The sequence below is a fragment of the Vibrio sp. 1-2 (7-a) genome (genome assembly GCF_013048515.1).
Taxonomy (GTDB): Bacteria; Pseudomonadota; Gammaproteobacteria; order Enterobacterales; family Vibrionaceae; genus Vibrio; species Vibrio diabolicus.
Genome location: NZ_VHSQ01000001.1, coordinates 1,037,232 through 1,052,879, shown reverse-complemented (window position 1 = coordinate 1,052,879; position 15,648 = coordinate 1,037,232). Strand labels below are relative to the sequence as shown.

At 41.6% G+C, this 15,648-nt stretch carries 13 protein-coding genes and 1 pseudogene; 6 read left to right on the top strand and 8 right to left on the bottom strand.

What is annotated here, in order from left to right; translation table 11 throughout:
• Nucleotides 1–53 precede the first annotated feature (53 nt).
• A complete protein-coding gene (locus tag FKN08_RS04705) occupies nt 54–800 on the top strand; it encodes an FNR family transcription factor (RefSeq protein WP_005377497.1) in 747 nt (248 codons plus the stop codon).
• Between the two features lie 180 nt (nt 801–980).
• Nucleotides 981–1,928 carry a universal stress protein UspE gene (gene uspE / locus FKN08_RS04700; protein WP_053807422.1) on the top strand — a complete coding sequence of 316 codons (948 nt, stop codon included), beginning with the start codon at nt 981–983 and terminating at the stop codon, nt 1,926–1,928.
• A 125-nt stretch (nt 1,929–2,053) separates the two neighbouring features.
• Here the strand turns inward: uspE and ttcA are convergent, their stop codons facing one another.
• From ttcA to FKN08_RS04675, 5 genes and pseudogenes are all read right to left on the bottom strand, one after another.
• On the bottom strand, nt 2,054–2,947 hold the full coding sequence (gene ttcA / locus FKN08_RS04695; RefSeq protein WP_005377502.1) for a tRNA 2-thiocytidine(32) synthetase TtcA: 894 nt from the start codon (nt 2,945–2,947) through the stop codon (nt 2,054–2,056).
• Nucleotides 2,948–3,146: 199 nt separating this feature from the next.
• Entirely contained in the window at nt 3,147–3,809 is a 663-nt protein-coding gene (locus FKN08_RS04690; protein ID WP_074190133.1) for a DUF2987 domain-containing protein, read from the bottom strand.
• A 13-nt stretch (nt 3,810–3,822) separates the two neighbouring features.
• Nucleotides 3,823–4,320 (bottom strand): annotated as a pseudogene (locus FKN08_RS04685) (glucosaminidase domain-containing protein); the annotation flags it as partial.
• A gap of 71 nt (nt 4,321–4,391) precedes the next feature.
• Complete coding sequence (locus FKN08_RS04680) at nt 4,392–7,310, bottom strand: Tn3 family transposase (protein WP_029784183.1); 2,919 nt, start codon at nt 7,308–7,310, stop codon at nt 4,392–4,394.
• A 263-nt stretch (nt 7,311–7,573) separates the two neighbouring features.
• Nucleotides 7,574–7,819: a hypothetical protein gene (locus FKN08_RS04675; RefSeq protein ID WP_244813325.1), complete on the bottom strand. Its 246-nt coding sequence runs from the start codon at nt 7,817–7,819 to the stop codon at nt 7,574–7,576.
• A 157-nt stretch (nt 7,820–7,976) separates the two neighbouring features.
• Here FKN08_RS04675 and FKN08_RS04670 point away from each other — a divergent pair, with 157 nt between their 5' ends.
• The 3 genes from FKN08_RS04670 to FKN08_RS04660 are packed head-to-tail and all read left to right on the top strand — an operon-like array spanning nt 7,977 to nt 11,861.
• Nucleotides 7,977–9,662 (top strand): CHASE domain-containing protein, encoded by a 1,686-nt coding sequence (locus tag FKN08_RS04670; RefSeq protein ID WP_244813324.1) that lies wholly within the window; start codon nt 7,977–7,979, stop codon nt 9,660–9,662.
• On the top strand, nt 9,659–10,087 hold the full coding sequence (locus FKN08_RS04665; protein ID WP_025590354.1) for a response regulator: 429 nt from the start codon (nt 9,659–9,661) through the stop codon (nt 10,085–10,087). Before FKN08_RS04670 ends, FKN08_RS04665 begins: the two co-directional genes overlap by 4 nt.
• Nucleotides 10,088–10,103: 16 nt before the next feature.
• Nucleotides 10,104–11,861, top strand: a complete 1,758-nt coding sequence (locus FKN08_RS04660; protein WP_140326808.1) for a GGDEF domain-containing response regulator — start codon at nt 10,104–10,106, stop codon at nt 11,859–11,861.
• A gap of 357 nt (nt 11,862–12,218) precedes the next feature.
• Here the strand turns inward: FKN08_RS04660 and FKN08_RS04655 are convergent, their stop codons facing one another.
• From FKN08_RS04655 to FKN08_RS04645, 3 genes are all read right to left on the bottom strand, one after another.
• Nucleotides 12,219–13,595, bottom strand: a complete 1,377-nt coding sequence (locus FKN08_RS04655; protein WP_116920618.1) for a GGDEF domain-containing protein — start codon at nt 13,593–13,595, stop codon at nt 12,219–12,221.
• Between the two features lie 490 nt (nt 13,596–14,085).
• Complete coding sequence (locus tag FKN08_RS04650; RefSeq protein ID WP_025590153.1) at nt 14,086–14,391, bottom strand: helix-turn-helix domain-containing protein; 306 nt, start codon at nt 14,389–14,391, stop codon at nt 14,086–14,088.
• Nucleotides 14,381–14,731, bottom strand: a complete 351-nt coding sequence (locus FKN08_RS04645) for a type II toxin-antitoxin system RelE/ParE family toxin (protein WP_025590155.1) — start codon at nt 14,729–14,731, stop codon at nt 14,381–14,383. The genes FKN08_RS04650 and FKN08_RS04645 overlap by 11 nt, the downstream gene beginning before the upstream one ends.
• 273 nt (nt 14,732–15,004) lie before the next feature.
• Here FKN08_RS04645 and FKN08_RS04640 point away from each other — a divergent pair, with 273 nt between their 5' ends.
• Nucleotides 15,005–15,631 carry a recombinase family protein gene (locus FKN08_RS04640; protein ID WP_025590157.1) on the top strand — a complete coding sequence of 209 codons (627 nt, stop codon included), beginning with the start codon at nt 15,005–15,007 and terminating at the stop codon, nt 15,629–15,631.
• Nucleotides 15,632–15,648 lie beyond the last annotated feature (17 nt).

Sequence of the window (15,648 nt, the reverse complement as noted above, 5' to 3'; positions counted from 1 at the left end):
TAGGATTAAGCGATGCTAAAATATTGATGTATATCAAATAGTGAAAGGTTGTTATGATTTCTGAAAAACCTGCAACAAAGCGTATCCAATCAGGCGGTTGCGCCATTCATTGCCAAGATTGTAGCATTAGTCAGCTGTGTATCCCGTTCACTCTGAATGAGGCAGAACTTGATCAGCTTGACCAAATCATCGAACGTAAGAAGCCTATCCAAAAAGGACAAGAGCTTTTTAAGGCTGGTGACGAGCTAAAATCTCTGTACGCTATCCGCTCTGGTACCATCAAGAGCTATACGATCACAGAGCAAGGTGATGAGCAAATCACAGCGTTTCACTTGGCCGGAGACCTAGTTGGTTTCGATGCCATTACAGGTGACTCCCACCCTAGCTTTGCTCAAGCGCTTGAAACGTCGATGGTATGTGAAATCCCATACGAAATTTTAGACGACCTATCAGGTAAAATGCCTAAGCTTCGCCAGCAAATTATGCGTTTGATGAGTAACGAAATTAAAGGTGATCAGGAAATGATTTTGCTTCTTTCTAAAAAGAATGCAGAAGAACGTCTAGCGGCTTTCCTATACAACCTATCAACTCGTTTTTCTCAACGTGGCTTCAGCCCTAGAGAGTTTCGTTTAACGATGACTCGTGGTGATATTGGTAACTATCTTGGTCTTACAGTGGAAACAATCAGTCGCTTGTTGGGTCGTTTCCAGAAATCCGAGATCCTAAGTGTAAAAGGTAAATATATCACTATCTTAGACCACGATGCATTGATGGAACTTGCTGGTGTAACTAAAGAATAATACACCCCAATTATTGATGTAGCTCGAAAATGAGCTACATCATGTTTCTCATAAATTCCTTTCGAAAGTCCTCAAAAAGTTACCCAAACTAAGCTACAGTAAAAATGTACGGTGAGTACTCCAAAATACTGATTTAATTTATATTCAGTATCTGGTTTTGCAATAGAAGTGGGCTTAGTTATGAGTATATACAGTAAGATCCTTGTTGTAGCTGACATCAATAATGATGAGCAGCCCGCACTTGCAAGAGCTGTTCAATTAGCTCAAAAAAGTGTATCTAGAAGCCGAATCACTTTCTTTTTATCCATTTACGATTTCTCTTATGACATGACGTCAATGCTATCAGTGGATGAAAGAGATGCTATGCGTCGAGGTGTTATCCATCAACGTGAGCAGTGGATGCGTAAAATTGCTCAACCTTATCTAAACGATGGCTTCGACTTTGATGTATGTGTCGTCTGGCACAACCGTCCTTACGAAGCAATTATCGCTGAGGTCTATGCAGGCAGCCATGACCTAGTCATTAAAGGCACACGTAAGCACGACGTGTTAGAATCTGTGATTTTCACTCCGACCGATTGGCACTTGTTACGTAAATGCCCTATCCCAGTACTTCTGATTAAAAATGCAGATTGGCCAGAACAAGCAAGCATTCTTGCCTCGGTGCACGTAGGCTCTGAAAATCCAACTCATATTGATCTCAACGATGCCATGGTCGAGCGACTAAAAGAAGTCACCACCCGACTGGATGCCAAACCATACCTTGTTAATGCGTATCCCGTTACACCGGCGAACATTACCATTGAACTTCCTGAGTTTGATCCAACGACTTATACCGATGCCGTTCGAGGTCATCACTTAACTGCGATGAAAGCATTACGCCAAAAACACGGCCTTGATGAAGAGCAAACGATTGTTGAGCAAGGCTTACCTGAAGATGTCATTCCAGCAGCAGCAGAGCGCTTGAATGCTGCAATGGTTATTTTAGGCACCACAGGGCGAACCGGGCTTTCTGCTGTCTTTATTGGTAATACAGCTGAGCACGTGATCGATAAAATAAATTGCGATGTATTGGCTCTAAAACCAAAAGGCTACATTAGTCCTCTTGATCCAAACACAGCAACCTAATCTCTCTTTATGAGCGCTTTCAAACAGACGCTAATAGATCCCCCTAATAAAGGGGGATTTTTGTTTGGGGACAGTTAAAGCGTTGAATACAAAAAAGGAGGTCTAATTGACCTCCTTTTTACGAGTTAGATGTTCGTAACATCGATGAACATTGATTCATCAATATTCGTCGAAGAAACGACAGCCTCATTAAATTCATACTCTTCGCGGTTACCTTCACGGTCTAGCGGTAAGTTAACAAAGTCGAACAATTCGCGGTCTGCTAGTTGGCTTGGGCTTACGTTTTGAATTGATTTAAAAATCGCTTCCACACGCCCTGGCGTCTTCTTATCCCATTCAATCAACATTGCTTTTATAGATTGACGCTGAAGGTTCTCTTGAGAACCACAAAGGTTACACGGAATAATTGGGAAATCCTTGTGTTCAGCGTATTTGATCAGATCTTTTTCACGACAGTAAGTCAATGGACGAATGACCACGTTACGACCATCATCAGAGCGCAGCTTTGGTGGCATCGCTTTAAGGCGAGAGCCGTGGAACATATTCAAGAACATTGTTTCGACGATGTCATCCATGTGATGACCTAGCGCAAGCTTAGTTGCACCAATCTTCTCTGCAAATGAATACAACGTACCACGTCGTAGGCGTGAACACAGACCACAAGTGGTTTTGCCTTCTGGCACCTTCTCTTTTACGACTGAATACGTGTCCTTATCTACGATGTAGTAAGGGATATTCAGTGTTTCGAAATACTCAGGCAGAATATGCTCAGGGAAGCCCGGTTGTTTTTGGTCTAAGTTTACCGCAACCACTTCAAATTTGATTGGCGCAGCTTTCTGAAGATTCAACAGGATATCAAGCATCGCGAATGAATCTTTACCACCGCTAATACATGCCATCACAACATCGCCTTCTTCAATCATGTTGTAATCAGTAATGGCATTTCCAACATGTCTTCTCAGGCGTTTCTGAAGCTTGTTGAATTCTAGGGTTTCTTTTCTTGTATCTATTTGGTTCATTGCGGGCTCTCACATCGCCGATAAATCGACTAGGACTTCCTAACATGGGTTTCTTTGGGGCGTGGATTATACGAGCTTTTTACGCAGGATTAAATGCTTGTCTTATTGAGTCTTTAAGAAAAGAGTGTGAAAGATACTTTAGTTACGGTCACAAATGAAAAAAGAGCCGCAATTGCAGCCCTTTCTAAACTCTCAGTGTTCACTTCTTTGCGTTAGGCAGATAAGGTAGCACTCGCATCGTCGGTTCTGGTAGTGTCATTGTGCCACCTTGCCCTATTTCACTTAGTGCGACTTGTATCTTGCCATTGACAATTGGCTTTTCGGTTCCGTTTGAGAAAATCACTTTATCATTCAGTTGATTTGCAAACTCCATCGTCACACCTTGAACTTCAGGTGTAAACCAACCCGCAAACATACCGCCTAAATCTTCCAGCATCGTCTGCATTTGAGGTAGAAGAGGCTTAAGTTGCTCGTAAGAAACGTTACCCTGTAATGGTTCTTTGGCCATCACGACAAGTGAGTAATCGCAGCGAGTATCTTTTGGAGTATCGACAAAAACCAACGGATTCGCTGACTTTAAGTTTTTATCGACTGGCAGAGGCAACTCTTGTGAAGCAGGGATAACAAACTCTTCATAGTGCTCTTCTTTTTCCATCCAAGCTTTTTCTATTGTACAAATTTGCTTAGTTTTCGCATCCACAAAGAAGACACCAACTTTCACGTCGTCATGCCCTTCTTTATTGTTGTTTTTGAGTTGGGTGTATAACTTCGAGTACGTGAACATGTACTCTTGAGCTTGGGTTATTGGCGATACAAGAATTAGCGCCGCACTTCCCAATAGACTTAGGCTTAACTTTTTCATTTTATCCGTTATTTTATTGTGTCCAGTAGGCGTTATTATGACGAATCATAGCGCGAAGATCGTGTACATAAGCAATGCCACGTTCAGAATATGCTAGCAATCCATGAGTTAACTCTGACGCCGTTGCGACCGATAACAGGTCTTTGTTCTTTTCGGCTAGAGAAGCTCTGATTTCACGTAGTTCAGCATACGCTGGGTTTCGATTAACATTCATAAAGTAGCCATGAACCGACTGCTGTACAGAATCGAATTTTTCAACTTCATGAGCTTTGCCTGCGCCACGTTGCGCAGGAACAATTCCACAGCCCTTTTTATAACACCATTGGCCGAACAAGTTGTTCGCTTGAGTGGCAAAACGAGAAGTGCCCCACGCAGATTCATTTGCTGCTTGAGTTAGAACCAGCGCTTCTGGTAAGACATTCACTCGCACAAGCATTTCTCCCAACCACGCGTGATCGACTTTGTTGTCGCTCAAAGGCAAAGAATACAGAGCCGCTAGTCGCTGAGCGTACTCTTCTTGGGGTCACACGACGATTCGGAAAATATTGTACGCTAAGAGCGTAACATGATGACTTTAAACGATTAATTTTTCAGTTCTGGCCATATGTAATCCCCCGTTAAATTTATATGTTCCCACCCTAAAGGAGACAAGTGGCTAAGTAATGCTTCATCGATGATTTCCCCACGGTTGCGGAGTGTTTCTACTGCCTGACTGATGTATTCTGTATTCCATAAAATAATTGCAGCAACAACCAGATTAAGCCCACTGGCGCGGTAACGTTGGTTTTCAAAGCTTCGGTCTCTTAATTCTCCCAATCGGTTAAAGAAAACCGCCCGAGAAAGAGCATTTTTCGCTTCACCTTTATTAAGACCAGCCTGAACTCGACGTCTAAGATTAATGTCTTGCATCCACTCCAGAGTAAATAAAGTGCGTTCTATACGCCCTAACTCCCGCAATGCCAGTGCCAATCCGTTTTGACGGGGATAGCTACCGAGTTTTCTCAGCATCAGAGAAGCTGTGACCACTCCCTTTCCTATTGATGCAGATAATCTGAGAATATCGTCCCAATGCAAGGCGATATAATCAAAGTTCACATCCCCGCCAATTAACCCTCCTAATGTCGGATAATCCGATTTATTACCGGCTATATACAGTCTCTTATCTGAAAGATCACGTATTCGTGGGGCAAATTTGAATCCCAATATTGGCATGAGTGCAAATACATGATCAGTGAATCCGGCAGTATCCGTATAATGTTCTTCAATAAGGAGTTCAGATTCATGGTTAAGAAGACCATCCAGTACATAGGTGGCATCTCTCGCAGGGGAGTTGATGATCCGAGTATAAAACGGCGCATAGTGATCTGAAATGTGAGTATAAAAAAGGCTTCCCGGCTCTGAGCCATATTTAGCATTAAAGTGTCCCTTGGATTCTCCCCGACCTCCCGCATTAAATCGCTGCCCATCCGAAGAGGATGTCGTGCCATCACCCCACCATTGAGAAAAATGATGTTGATGCTGTGCATTTGTCAGCTCAGCCAATGCTTTACTGTAAGTATCGTCTCGAACATGCCAGGCCTGTAACCAAGAGAGTTTAGCGTAGGAAGTACCAGGGCAGGATGATGCCATTTTTGTCAGACCTAAGTTGATTCCGTCTGCAAGAACAGCGGTCATTAACATTACTCGGTTAGATGCGGGTTGTCCCCCTTTCAAATGAGTAAAATGGCGTGAGAAATCTGTCCATCTGTCTACCTCCAGCAGAAGTTCGGTTATTTTCACTTTAGGCATAAGTGCTGATACCTTCCTGATTAACTTCTCAGCCTCATCTGGAACAGAGTTCGTCAACGGTGTAATGCGCATTCCGCTGGCAGTCACTATCGTACCGGGAAGGTTGTTGTCAGCAGCATGGAGTTCGACCCGTTTCAATGCGGTGACTAACTGGTTCTTTTTCTGTTCAAGGAATAATTCACCGTCAGTTTCAATATTCAGTCCTAACTCTTGTTGGCTAAACAGTGCGCGATATTTATCAAGCGGAAGCAGGTAATCATCAAAGTCCATAAACTGTCGGGAATGACGAACCCATATGTCACCCGAACGAAGCGCATTTTTCAGTTCTGAAAGGACACAAAGTTCATAATACTTTTTATTTATTCCTTCCTCAGTAAAAACAAGGGAAGCCCATCGTTTTCGAATAAAGTCAGTTGGTACGTCTTTGGGTAACTTACGCGCTTTTGTCAGGTTCAGTTTGCGAAGAACATTTACCGCATCAAGTAGAGACTGGCTGACTGGAGCCGCCTTTAATTCCAGTGCATCGAGAAACGCCGGAGTGTAACGGCGTAACTGAGGATACGCATCAATGATGAGAGTAAGGTGATCAAACTCTGGTTGACTAAGTTGCTCTGCGCTTTTGATACTATCAAGAAAGACCTGCCAGCCAATGGAGGTTTCAATAGCATCAAATGGATCACTTTTTGATTCTCTGGCTTTCTGAATAAGGCGTCCGGCCTGTGACAGTACCTTTAGTTGCTCATTAATTTGCTTGCCTGAGCTTTGAAACTGTTCAGCATGTTTTCGTCTGGCAACATTCTCTTTACTAGCCATAATTCGGTCATGCATATCTATGAGTTCATCAATCAAAGTGGCTCTTGTATCAAGTACCACAGCCGCCAGTGTTGCATGTCGTCTTAACGGTTCAAAATCCCTGAGATGTTGTGGTGTCATTTGACCACCTTCACGGGCTATTTTTCTGAGCCTATTTTGATGAACCATTTTTTCCAGACCATCAGGTAGCGATAGTGCCTGAATATATTCAATTCTCTCTATATGTTTTAGAACGTGCTTAGCATTGGGAAAACCATGTGGCTGCCGTAACCAGTTAATAAACGTCTGGCTTTGCTGGTTCCGCATCAGTAGAAGTCGATCCAATTGCTCTTTTTGACCTTCAGACAATTCCGATGTCAGTGCACGATATACTCTCTTCGTTCCGAGAGTGATCGCTTCCGCGCATATCCTTTCCAATACGTCCATGCCAGGAATAACTATCTTTTGGGTGCGTAGATAATCCAGCAACGTTTTGGTAAGCACCATACCTGATTCGGTTTGGACCGAAGTCTTTAGTAAATATTGTACGGACAAACGAAAATGGGACAGAGTAAAAGAGGCCATCCCTAACCAGTTCATCAGCTCAGTGAGATGTTCCCTGCGGGTCGTCTTTCTTACCGCATACCTCTTCCAATGTGTTACCGGTACACCGAGTTGTTCACTTACGAAAGACAGCAGGTGGGCTGGAGGTTCTTCATCTGGAGGGATGGGTTTTCCGGGATATCGCAAGTAGCAAAGCTGAATAGCAAACCCAAGTCTATTGTGTTTCCCTCTCCTTTGGTTAATAAGGGCAAGGTCGGCATCGTTAAATAGGTAGTGTCGGACAAGATCATGATGCTCTTGAGGAAATGCCGTTAATGTTTCACGTTCAGATAACGTGAAGAGGGTTTTGCGTGGCAATCTTATTTCCTCCGGTAGCTATGTCAAAAGGACACACACTTAGCTAACCAGATAAATGCTTCGATTAAAACACGATGTTGACAATCCGGTTTCATAGGTGTGAGGTACGACAGAATCGCTTGGTGATCACACACTGAAAATCAGTATCGTAACTCGGAAATGGACAAAAGTTTGCTAGTGACTTTGCTAATGTAGTTTTTCATGAATTACTTTAGGTATGGCAAAGTCACTTTTAGTATGTGAACACAACTGGACAGACTAAATTATTCAGCAGCCTTTCTATCGACCAAATCTAATAGTTTTGCTGCGACAAATAGATCCTGAATGGCAATGCCAGAGCTATCAAAAACGGTGATTTCTTTATCCATTTTTCTCCCTTGAGCATTTCCCGTTATGACCTGACCAATCTCAGTAACGAGTGGATTTACCGTATGTTGAACCCCACCCGCCATAAAATCAAACAAGAAAACATAAAAAAAGAACATATTTGCATATAATTTAATAATCAATTATGTTGATTTACATATAATAATTACAAAGGTTAGTTAAATTTTGACGATAACTTTATTGACTCAACGGGCAAGTACACTCCATTGGTATCATTGGCTTGTACTTTTTTTGTCAGCCGTGCTCACTCTTACCGCTTGGGCGGTAACCTCGAGTCAGGTGGAACAAAAAGCAAAAACTCAATTTGAGTTTCAAGCCCATCAGTTGGTCGAACTCGTACAAGAGCGGATGTCGAAATATGAGGAGGCACTGCTCGCAGGAGTGTCAGCCTTACATATGTATCAAGCGCCTGCCTCAAGAGCAGACTGGAAAATTTTTGCTGACCAGTTTGATGTCCCTCGACACTTTCCAGGCATCAACGGTATTGGTGTTATTCACTACGTTCCTGATAACAAAATAAAGGGGTATTTAGAATGGCAAAGAAAGCAACTGTCTGAATATATGCCGCATCCTGCTCGAACTGCTTCCGAATATTGGCCTATTACCTACATTGAACCAATGCAAAATAACCTAAAGGCCGTGGGACTAGACATGGCACATGAAAACAACCGATACACCGCAGCCAAAAACGCCAGATTAACAAATACAGCCACCATCACTGCTCCAATTACCTTAGTTCAAGACTCAGAAAAGGCGCCGGGGTTTCTGTTTTATGCCCCCTGGTTTTCTGATGAAGTTCCTGAGTACTACGGAGATACAAAAGATGGTTTCTTAGGTTTAGTTTACGCCCCATTTATTGTAAATAAATTGATGAACGGGACTCTCTCTGGAGAGAAACGACTTGTGAATTTCAGTCTCTATGATAATCAAGAATTACTGTACAGTGATCTTAATGTATCAAACATGCGCCATCATTCAGATCCGCACTTTACACAAACTCTAGAGTTGAATATATACGGTAGAGTTTGGACCTTCGTTATTCAAAGTTCGCCGTTGTTTGAAGCGCAGCAAAATACCACTCAACCTCTGCTTATTCTTATCTTCGGTATTATCGTGGATGTCTTGTTATTTATCCTATTTCTCATGTTGGTTCGTGAAAAAGAGCGAGTCGATGAGTATGCAAAGCATTTAACCAAAGATTTACAATTGCGCACAGACAAGTTAGAAACGGTCACAAAAGACCTTCAGGTCAGAAATCAAGCATTGCAAGAGGCAAATAGAGAACTTGATCAGTTCGCCTATGTCGCCTCTCATGATCTGAAAGCCCCTTTACGCGGCATTTCCCAGCTAGTGACTTGGTTAATCGAGGAATTATCGGAGTTTTTAACCCCTCAAACAGAACAATATGCGTCTTTGCTGAGCAACCGCGTGCAGAGGTTGGAAAAACTGTTGGATGATTTACTCGCTTACTCTCGTGTGGGGCGTAAGCCTGGCCAGCTAGGGAGATTTAATCTCGAGCAATATTGTGAAGAGACATTAGAACTTATTTCTCCCCAACGTAAGATCTCTTTGGTTTGCCACAACCATATCGGAGAGTTTGAGACATTAACTACACCTCTTGAATTAATACTTCGTAATTTAATCAGCAACGCCGTCAAACATCACCACAAGGAAATAGGAACCATTTATGTCTCAGGAGAGGATATCGGAGACATGTATCAGTTTGTGGTTGAAGATGATGGACCAGGGATCCCAGAACAATTCAGGGAGAGAGTGTTTGAATTGTTTCATACCTTACAACCGAGAGACACTGTTGAAGGAAGTGGTTTAGGTCTTTCTATTATCAAGAAAGTTCTGGATTTATACTCATGCCATTATTCTATCGGCTCTAGCTCATTCGGAGGATGTGCTTTTCATTTTTCATGGCCCAAAAATAGCCCCGAACTCGTTAAGGAAGCCTCATGACATCCCCTGAATGTAAACCTGTTAATATTCTCTTAGTGGAAGACGATGATATTGATGCAATGGGCATCGAGCGAGCACTCAACACTTTGAAGTTACTTAACCCTATTTACCGAGCTAGAGATGGAATAGAAGCCTTAGAATGCTTGCGAAATGGGGAAATACCTCCCCCTTGTATTGTGCTTCTCGATTTAAACATGCCTCGAATGAATGGGCTTGAATTTCTTGGTGAAGTGAGAAGAGATGATGAGCTCTGCTCTCTAGTGATTTTTGTGCTAACTACCTCGAGAAGAGATGAAGAAATTACGGCAGCGTATGAAAAAAATATCGCAGGTTACATGGTCAAATCTTCGGTGAGCCAGGACTTTAATGAAGTTCTTGCTTTTTTAGATAACTACTGGCGCATCGTAGAATTACCAGTTCAATGACTCATGGCGGCAGCATATGAAAGTATTAATTATTGATGACGATACCATCGATAGACTTGCAATTAAGAAAACATTGCGTAGTACAGATTTGCCTATCTCGATAATAGAAGAAGCGCAAACTGATCATGAAGGGTTAGACAAAGCCCTTAAACAATCTTTTGATGTGATTTTACTGGACTATCAACTGCCACCATCAACGGGGATGGAAGTGCTCATTGCACTCAAATCAAATTCGGATTTTTCCACGTCTATTGTCATGCTCAGCCATAGTAATGACGAAGAGTTGGCTTTGAAGTGTATTGAGATGGGTGCTCAAGACTTCGTGATGAAAAATGAAATTTCTTCGATCCGCTTGAGAAGAGCGATTGTCATCGCAACAGAGCGCTACTTTTTAGAGCAAAAGGTACTCGAGACTCACACTCAGCTAAAACAACTGGCTGAGACTGATACGTTAACAGGGGTATTTAATCGACACTTTTTTGATGAACGCTTAAAGAAATTTTTACTCATGGCTTCACGCAGTCAAACACCTTTAGCGCTCTTGCTCATCGATGTGGATCGTTTTAAAGACATCAATGACCAATATGGACATGTCACGGGAGATCATGTTTTACAGGAAGTAGCACAAAGACTTCAATACAACACTCGAGATAGTGATTCTCTATTTCGTATAGGAGGTGACGAGTTTGCAGTGATTGCAACTAACTTAGCGTCTGAAGAGCAGGTTGACTTAATTGTACGACGTATACTCTCTGCGTTTGAAAGTAATTTCAACATTGACCAGCAATGTATTGAGGTTTCAATTAGCATCGGGGTAGCCAGTTATCCTGAGTGTGCATCAAACTCATTAGAGTTGAGAAAGTGTTCAGATATCGCGCTATACAGGGCAAAAGAGAAAGGTCGAAAACAGGCACAGTACTATTGTAAAGCCTTTCATGATGAGGTTGATCAACGTTTACGCATTGAAAGTAACCTTAAGCAAGCCATACAAAAAGAGGAATTCGAATTACATTATCAACCTCAATTTGACAAATCAATGCGACTTGTTGGCGCCGAAGCGTTGATTCGTTGGTATCATCCAGATCTAGGCTTCGTCCCACCAGACGTATTTATTCCAATTGCAGAAGAGTCTGGGCTCATTGAGAATATTGGTGAATGGGTGATTGAAACGGCGATTAGGCAAATGTCGATATGGCGAACAGCATGCGTCTTTCCTGAGTCTTTTACGTTAGCAGTGAACCTTTCTCCGAAACAACTATCCGCTCCTCAACTGGTCGAAAGGGTTGCTGCATTTTTGCATTTGTATGGAGTCGGTGCTTCTCACATTGAGTTTGAAATTACTGAAAACTGTTTACTCCCGAAAGGCAACGCTTCGAAAACGTTAAACGAGCTCAGTCGGTTAGGTATTCAAATCGCCATTGATGATTTTGGTACTGGCTATTCATCCTTATCTCATCTCAAATATTTTCCAATCGATATTATCAAAATTGATCGCAGCTTTTTAAAGGATATCGAAGTTCACACTTCTCGGCAGTTGTTTGAAGCCATCTGTGCATTTGCACGCTCACTTAACTATGAGATTATTGCTGAGGGAATAGAAACTCCTGAGCAACACAGAGCTTGTAACTCTATGAATGTGTCAAGAGTTCAAGGATTTAAATACTCCAAACCACTTACCGTAGAGAGCTTTGAAAAGAGGTATTTACTCAAATTTTGGAGAGAGGGGGTAGGAAAAGTGATCCGCACCGTCAGTTTTGGACACCGAGTTAAGTGAGTTGGACCTCCACCGATCTCCTAGACAAATTTCGCCTATTCTTGGAATTTACCCCCGTAATACAACACTGGGGTTTACAAACGAACACCACTAGAAGAATGGATAAGTTTTTGTAGGGGAAAAGCCCATGAAAAGGATGTGAACGAGTAAAAGGTCTAGCAAATAATGGGGCAGGAATTTGTTATCTAGCATCCCGTAGAGATTGCATCCCGTAGAGATTGTCCTACTAGTACTTGTGCACTGTGAAGGCTCTGGACAAACGTGTTTGATGATTTGCTAGGTTCGCATTTGAAAAATTAACCGTGTCCAATTGCAAAATAGTATTCAACGTGACTAGGTTATAACAATTTGGATGCATCACGTTCCAAATTGGCATTTATTAATCGCTTCTCCAATACAGACTTGATTTCGACCATTTTCTTTTGCTGTATACAAAGCCTTATCAGCCAGTTTGAAAACCTCATCAGCACTATTAGCTTGAGATAAACTAGAACAGCCAATTGATACCGAAACGTGTGTGTGTGCAGTTACTTCCAAGATAGAACTCAAATTTTTTTCACATACTTTCTTTCTAAGCTTCTCCGCTATCTGGGCTGCTTTATGTAGTTCGCATTGTAATAACACTACGACAAACTCCTCACCACCGTAGCGATATACAGCATCTGTATTACGTATATTAGCCTTTATGATCTGAGCAACCGTCTTAAGCACGATATCACCAACTAAATGACCATATGTGTCATTAAATGACTTAAAATGATCGACATCTATCAATAAAACTGAAATTTCCTTTTTTTGCTCTGGACGTTTGTTTACGAGAAGGCTCATATCTTTATCTAAGGCCATTCTATTATTTACATTCGTTAGCCTGTCCGTAATGGCGCTGACAGAAAGCTCTTCTTCTAATATTCTCCGTTGCTTATCATACCATTCATATGACACCGCACTTACTAACATAATGAGAATGAAACAAAAACATACTGAAACGGCATATAGAGCAATCGCCTTTTCTTGTTCTTGTATTTGAGTGATGATGTACCCACCAACTAAGAATATCCCCGCACCTACAATCAATTGCCAACGAACAATACGGGCACCAAAAGTAGGAGCAAGCAATGCGTGTACAATGCCTTTGTTAGACTCTAAGCATATGGTTGAAATACTCAGCACCATCCCTAATACAGTCGTTGTAGGTGACATTTGGCCATGAAAATTATCAACGTTATAGAGGTACCCGACCATCGATAATAGTGGTAAAAAAATGGAGAAAATCGCTATCACTTGTGTGAGGTAGCAAAACCGTTGCCTTAACATGAAAACCAATGCAATGAAGATGGAGCTAAGCATATATGTGGTGTTACTACCCATTTTCATGGGTGCAGACATGCTTAGTAAGTAGGAAAAAGTAGCATTCAGGCTAAGGACTTCATCGACAATATTATTTCCCGTCAATTCTTGCTGAAGACGTGTAACCAAACAAATACCAGCAAAGACTAATAAAAATCTAGCCCATTTAGTCAATGTTCTTACTAAAACACCAGCTAGTGACAACACTAGTAGAATTATAGTGGTCAAGGGATGAGTCGCGGGACCATTGGCGACGGGACGATAAATCCATTCCACCCCAAAAAAGTAAGAAAGGACAATTAGAGAACAAACCAGCAATACACAACCATACCCAATAATACTGAGCTTCAACGCTTTTTTAATTAGATTCTGTTTTTTGGACTGCATGTTTAGTCGCTCGTTGAATGAAAACTACTTTTTAAGTAGTTTAGTTTAATAATTAGCCCACAATGTGCAACTAGATGAACCATGTCAATTGAATAGCTTCCATCTCAGTAGGCTCTTTGTATTACTCTTCTTTCTTCATCGCGCAACACACCATCACTGTCTAACTTTTCCAATATAATGTACCACAAAGTACATAAAGAAATACCTGATCTAGACCGCATCAGAGAACGAGCGATCAATGTCCAGACGGTAGAAAATGGATAGTTTTTTTTGGGGTCAATGATTGGAGGTTAGATGATTAGTTTTTGTAAGGTGAAACTAGTCAGTTTCTCTCTTACTGAAAAACTGGCTAAACACTCTTTGGGGCAATTTTGATTTAGAAATGGCAGCGTCCCGCATCGCTGCCATTTTAGTATGATTTGTTACCGCCCTTGCGTCCCTACAAGCAGGGCAAACAACCTAATATGCAACTCAGACAAGCATTTCAGCATTACACTGGGAAGCCAAAATGTTTTCCGTCTGGCAGTTCTACATCAATGCGAAGCTTACCACCGGTCGCTTCGATGTATTTCTTTAGAGAGCTAAGACGTAAATCTTTGCCAGATTTCTCTAAATTTGCAACTGATGGTTGGCTAATGCCCATAGCTTTAGCGACTTCTACTTGAGATAGATGGGTGATCTCTCGAAGCTCAGCAAGTCGAATATCAAGAAGCATATCCGCTGCTTTTTCTTTAGCGGCAGCAAGTGCTTCTGGTGACATTTTTGCGTCAAGTACGCTTAATGGGTTACTTTTCATTTTTAAGTTCCTCTAAATGCTCATCAAGTTCTGCATCAGCAATCGGAATCATCTTTTTGTAGAATCTCTTATCGCCAGTTTTGTCACCGCCACATAAGATAATTCCTGTTCTTTCTGGGTCAAAAGCAAAGAAAGCTCGTATAGGTTTCCCATTGCTTTGCACTCGCAACTCTTTCATGTTGCTGTGCTTTGAATCTTCCACAGTATCAGCGTATGGTCTGCTCAGCTGAGGCCCTCTTTCAAGAAGAACCTGGATGCATGCGCGGACATTAATTTGATCGCTTTCATCTAGTGATAGAAACCACTCGTCAAAAAGCGGTCTAGTTACTACATTCCACATGTTTTATCTTTGCTTTCTTAGTATAGACTATATTCTATATAGATTTCTGTCTATATACAATCACGTCAATTTTAATAATCACTCAGCCCTACAGATAACAAACGCAAATTCTATGATTAAGCAATGCCTAGATTAAAATAAAGCAGTCTGAATTGGGTACACCTCAAGAAAACCATATCACATCTTTGAAAAACTGGTTCGTTTATTATTGGTTTTATACCCTATGTGAACTAATATTGAATACCATACTTAAAACAGACCAAAGTGACAAAAATGTTCATACGAGGGTACCTAAGAGCATCAACTGATGAACAGGACGCTAATCGAGCTAAAGCTGAATTAGAGCAGTTTGCCAACCAAAAAGGTGTACGTATTGCCAGTTTCTATATTGAAAACCAATCAGGTTCTAAACTAGAAAGAGCTGAACTGTCACGTTTAATAGATGATTCTCATCAAAATGATATTTTGCTTATCGAAAAGGTTGATAGGTTATCAAGATTGCCATATGAACAATGGAAGCTGCTCAAACATCAATTAGTTGATGCAGGACTTCATATTGTTGTTCTTGACCAGCCAATGACTCACGCTGCCCTCAGTGGTAACGCCGAAAGTTCTATGATTTCAAAAGTGCTCACTGAGTTTATGATTGATCTCGCTGCGGCAATGGCCAGGGATGATTATGAGACTCGACGTAAAAGACAAGCACAAGGAATACAGAAAGCAAAAGCCTTGGGTAAGTACCAAGGAAGAAAACCAGATCTCAAGCTGAGAGAAAACGTAGCACTTTTACTTAGTGAGGGGAAAAGTTGGTCCCAGATTCAACACCTTTTAGGCTGTAGCCGATCAACTATTGCAAAGGTTAAAAAGCAAGGTGACTCTGGTAAAGACTTCACTTTGTAAGAAAGAATAAAATGAAG

Excerpts from the sequence above, each read along its gene's own strand:
- FKN08_RS04705 (WP_005377497.1), top strand. The coding sequence starts at position 54 with ATGATTTCTGAAAAACCTGCAACAAAGCGTATCCAATCAGGCGGTTGC.
- uspE (WP_053807422.1), top strand. The coding sequence starts at position 981 with ATGAGTATATACAGTAAGATCCTTGTTGTAGCTGACATCAATAATGAT.
- ttcA (WP_005377502.1), bottom strand. The coding sequence starts at position 2,947 with ATGAACCAAATAGATACAAGAAAAGAAACCCTAGAATTCAACAAGCTT.
- FKN08_RS04690 (WP_074190133.1), bottom strand. The coding sequence starts at position 3,809 with ATGAAAAAGTTAAGCCTAAGTCTATTGGGAAGTGCGGCGCTAATTCTT.
- FKN08_RS04665 (WP_025590354.1), top strand. The coding sequence starts at position 9,659 with ATGACATCCCCTGAATGTAAACCTGTTAATATTCTCTTAGTGGAAGAC.
- FKN08_RS04660 (WP_140326808.1), top strand. The coding sequence starts at position 10,104 with ATGAAAGTATTAATTATTGATGACGATACCATCGATAGACTTGCAATT.
- FKN08_RS04655 (WP_116920618.1), bottom strand. The coding sequence starts at position 13,595 with ATGCAGTCCAAAAAACAGAATCTAATTAAAAAAGCGTTGAAGCTCAGT.
- FKN08_RS04650 (WP_025590153.1), bottom strand. The coding sequence starts at position 14,391 with ATGAAAAGTAACCCATTAAGCGTACTTGACGCAAAAATGTCACCAGAA.
- FKN08_RS04645 (WP_025590155.1), bottom strand. The coding sequence starts at position 14,731 with ATGTGGAATGTAGTAACTAGACCGCTTTTTGACGAGTGGTTTCTATCA.
- FKN08_RS04640 (WP_025590157.1), top strand. The coding sequence starts at position 15,005 with ATGTTCATACGAGGGTACCTAAGAGCATCAACTGATGAACAGGACGCT.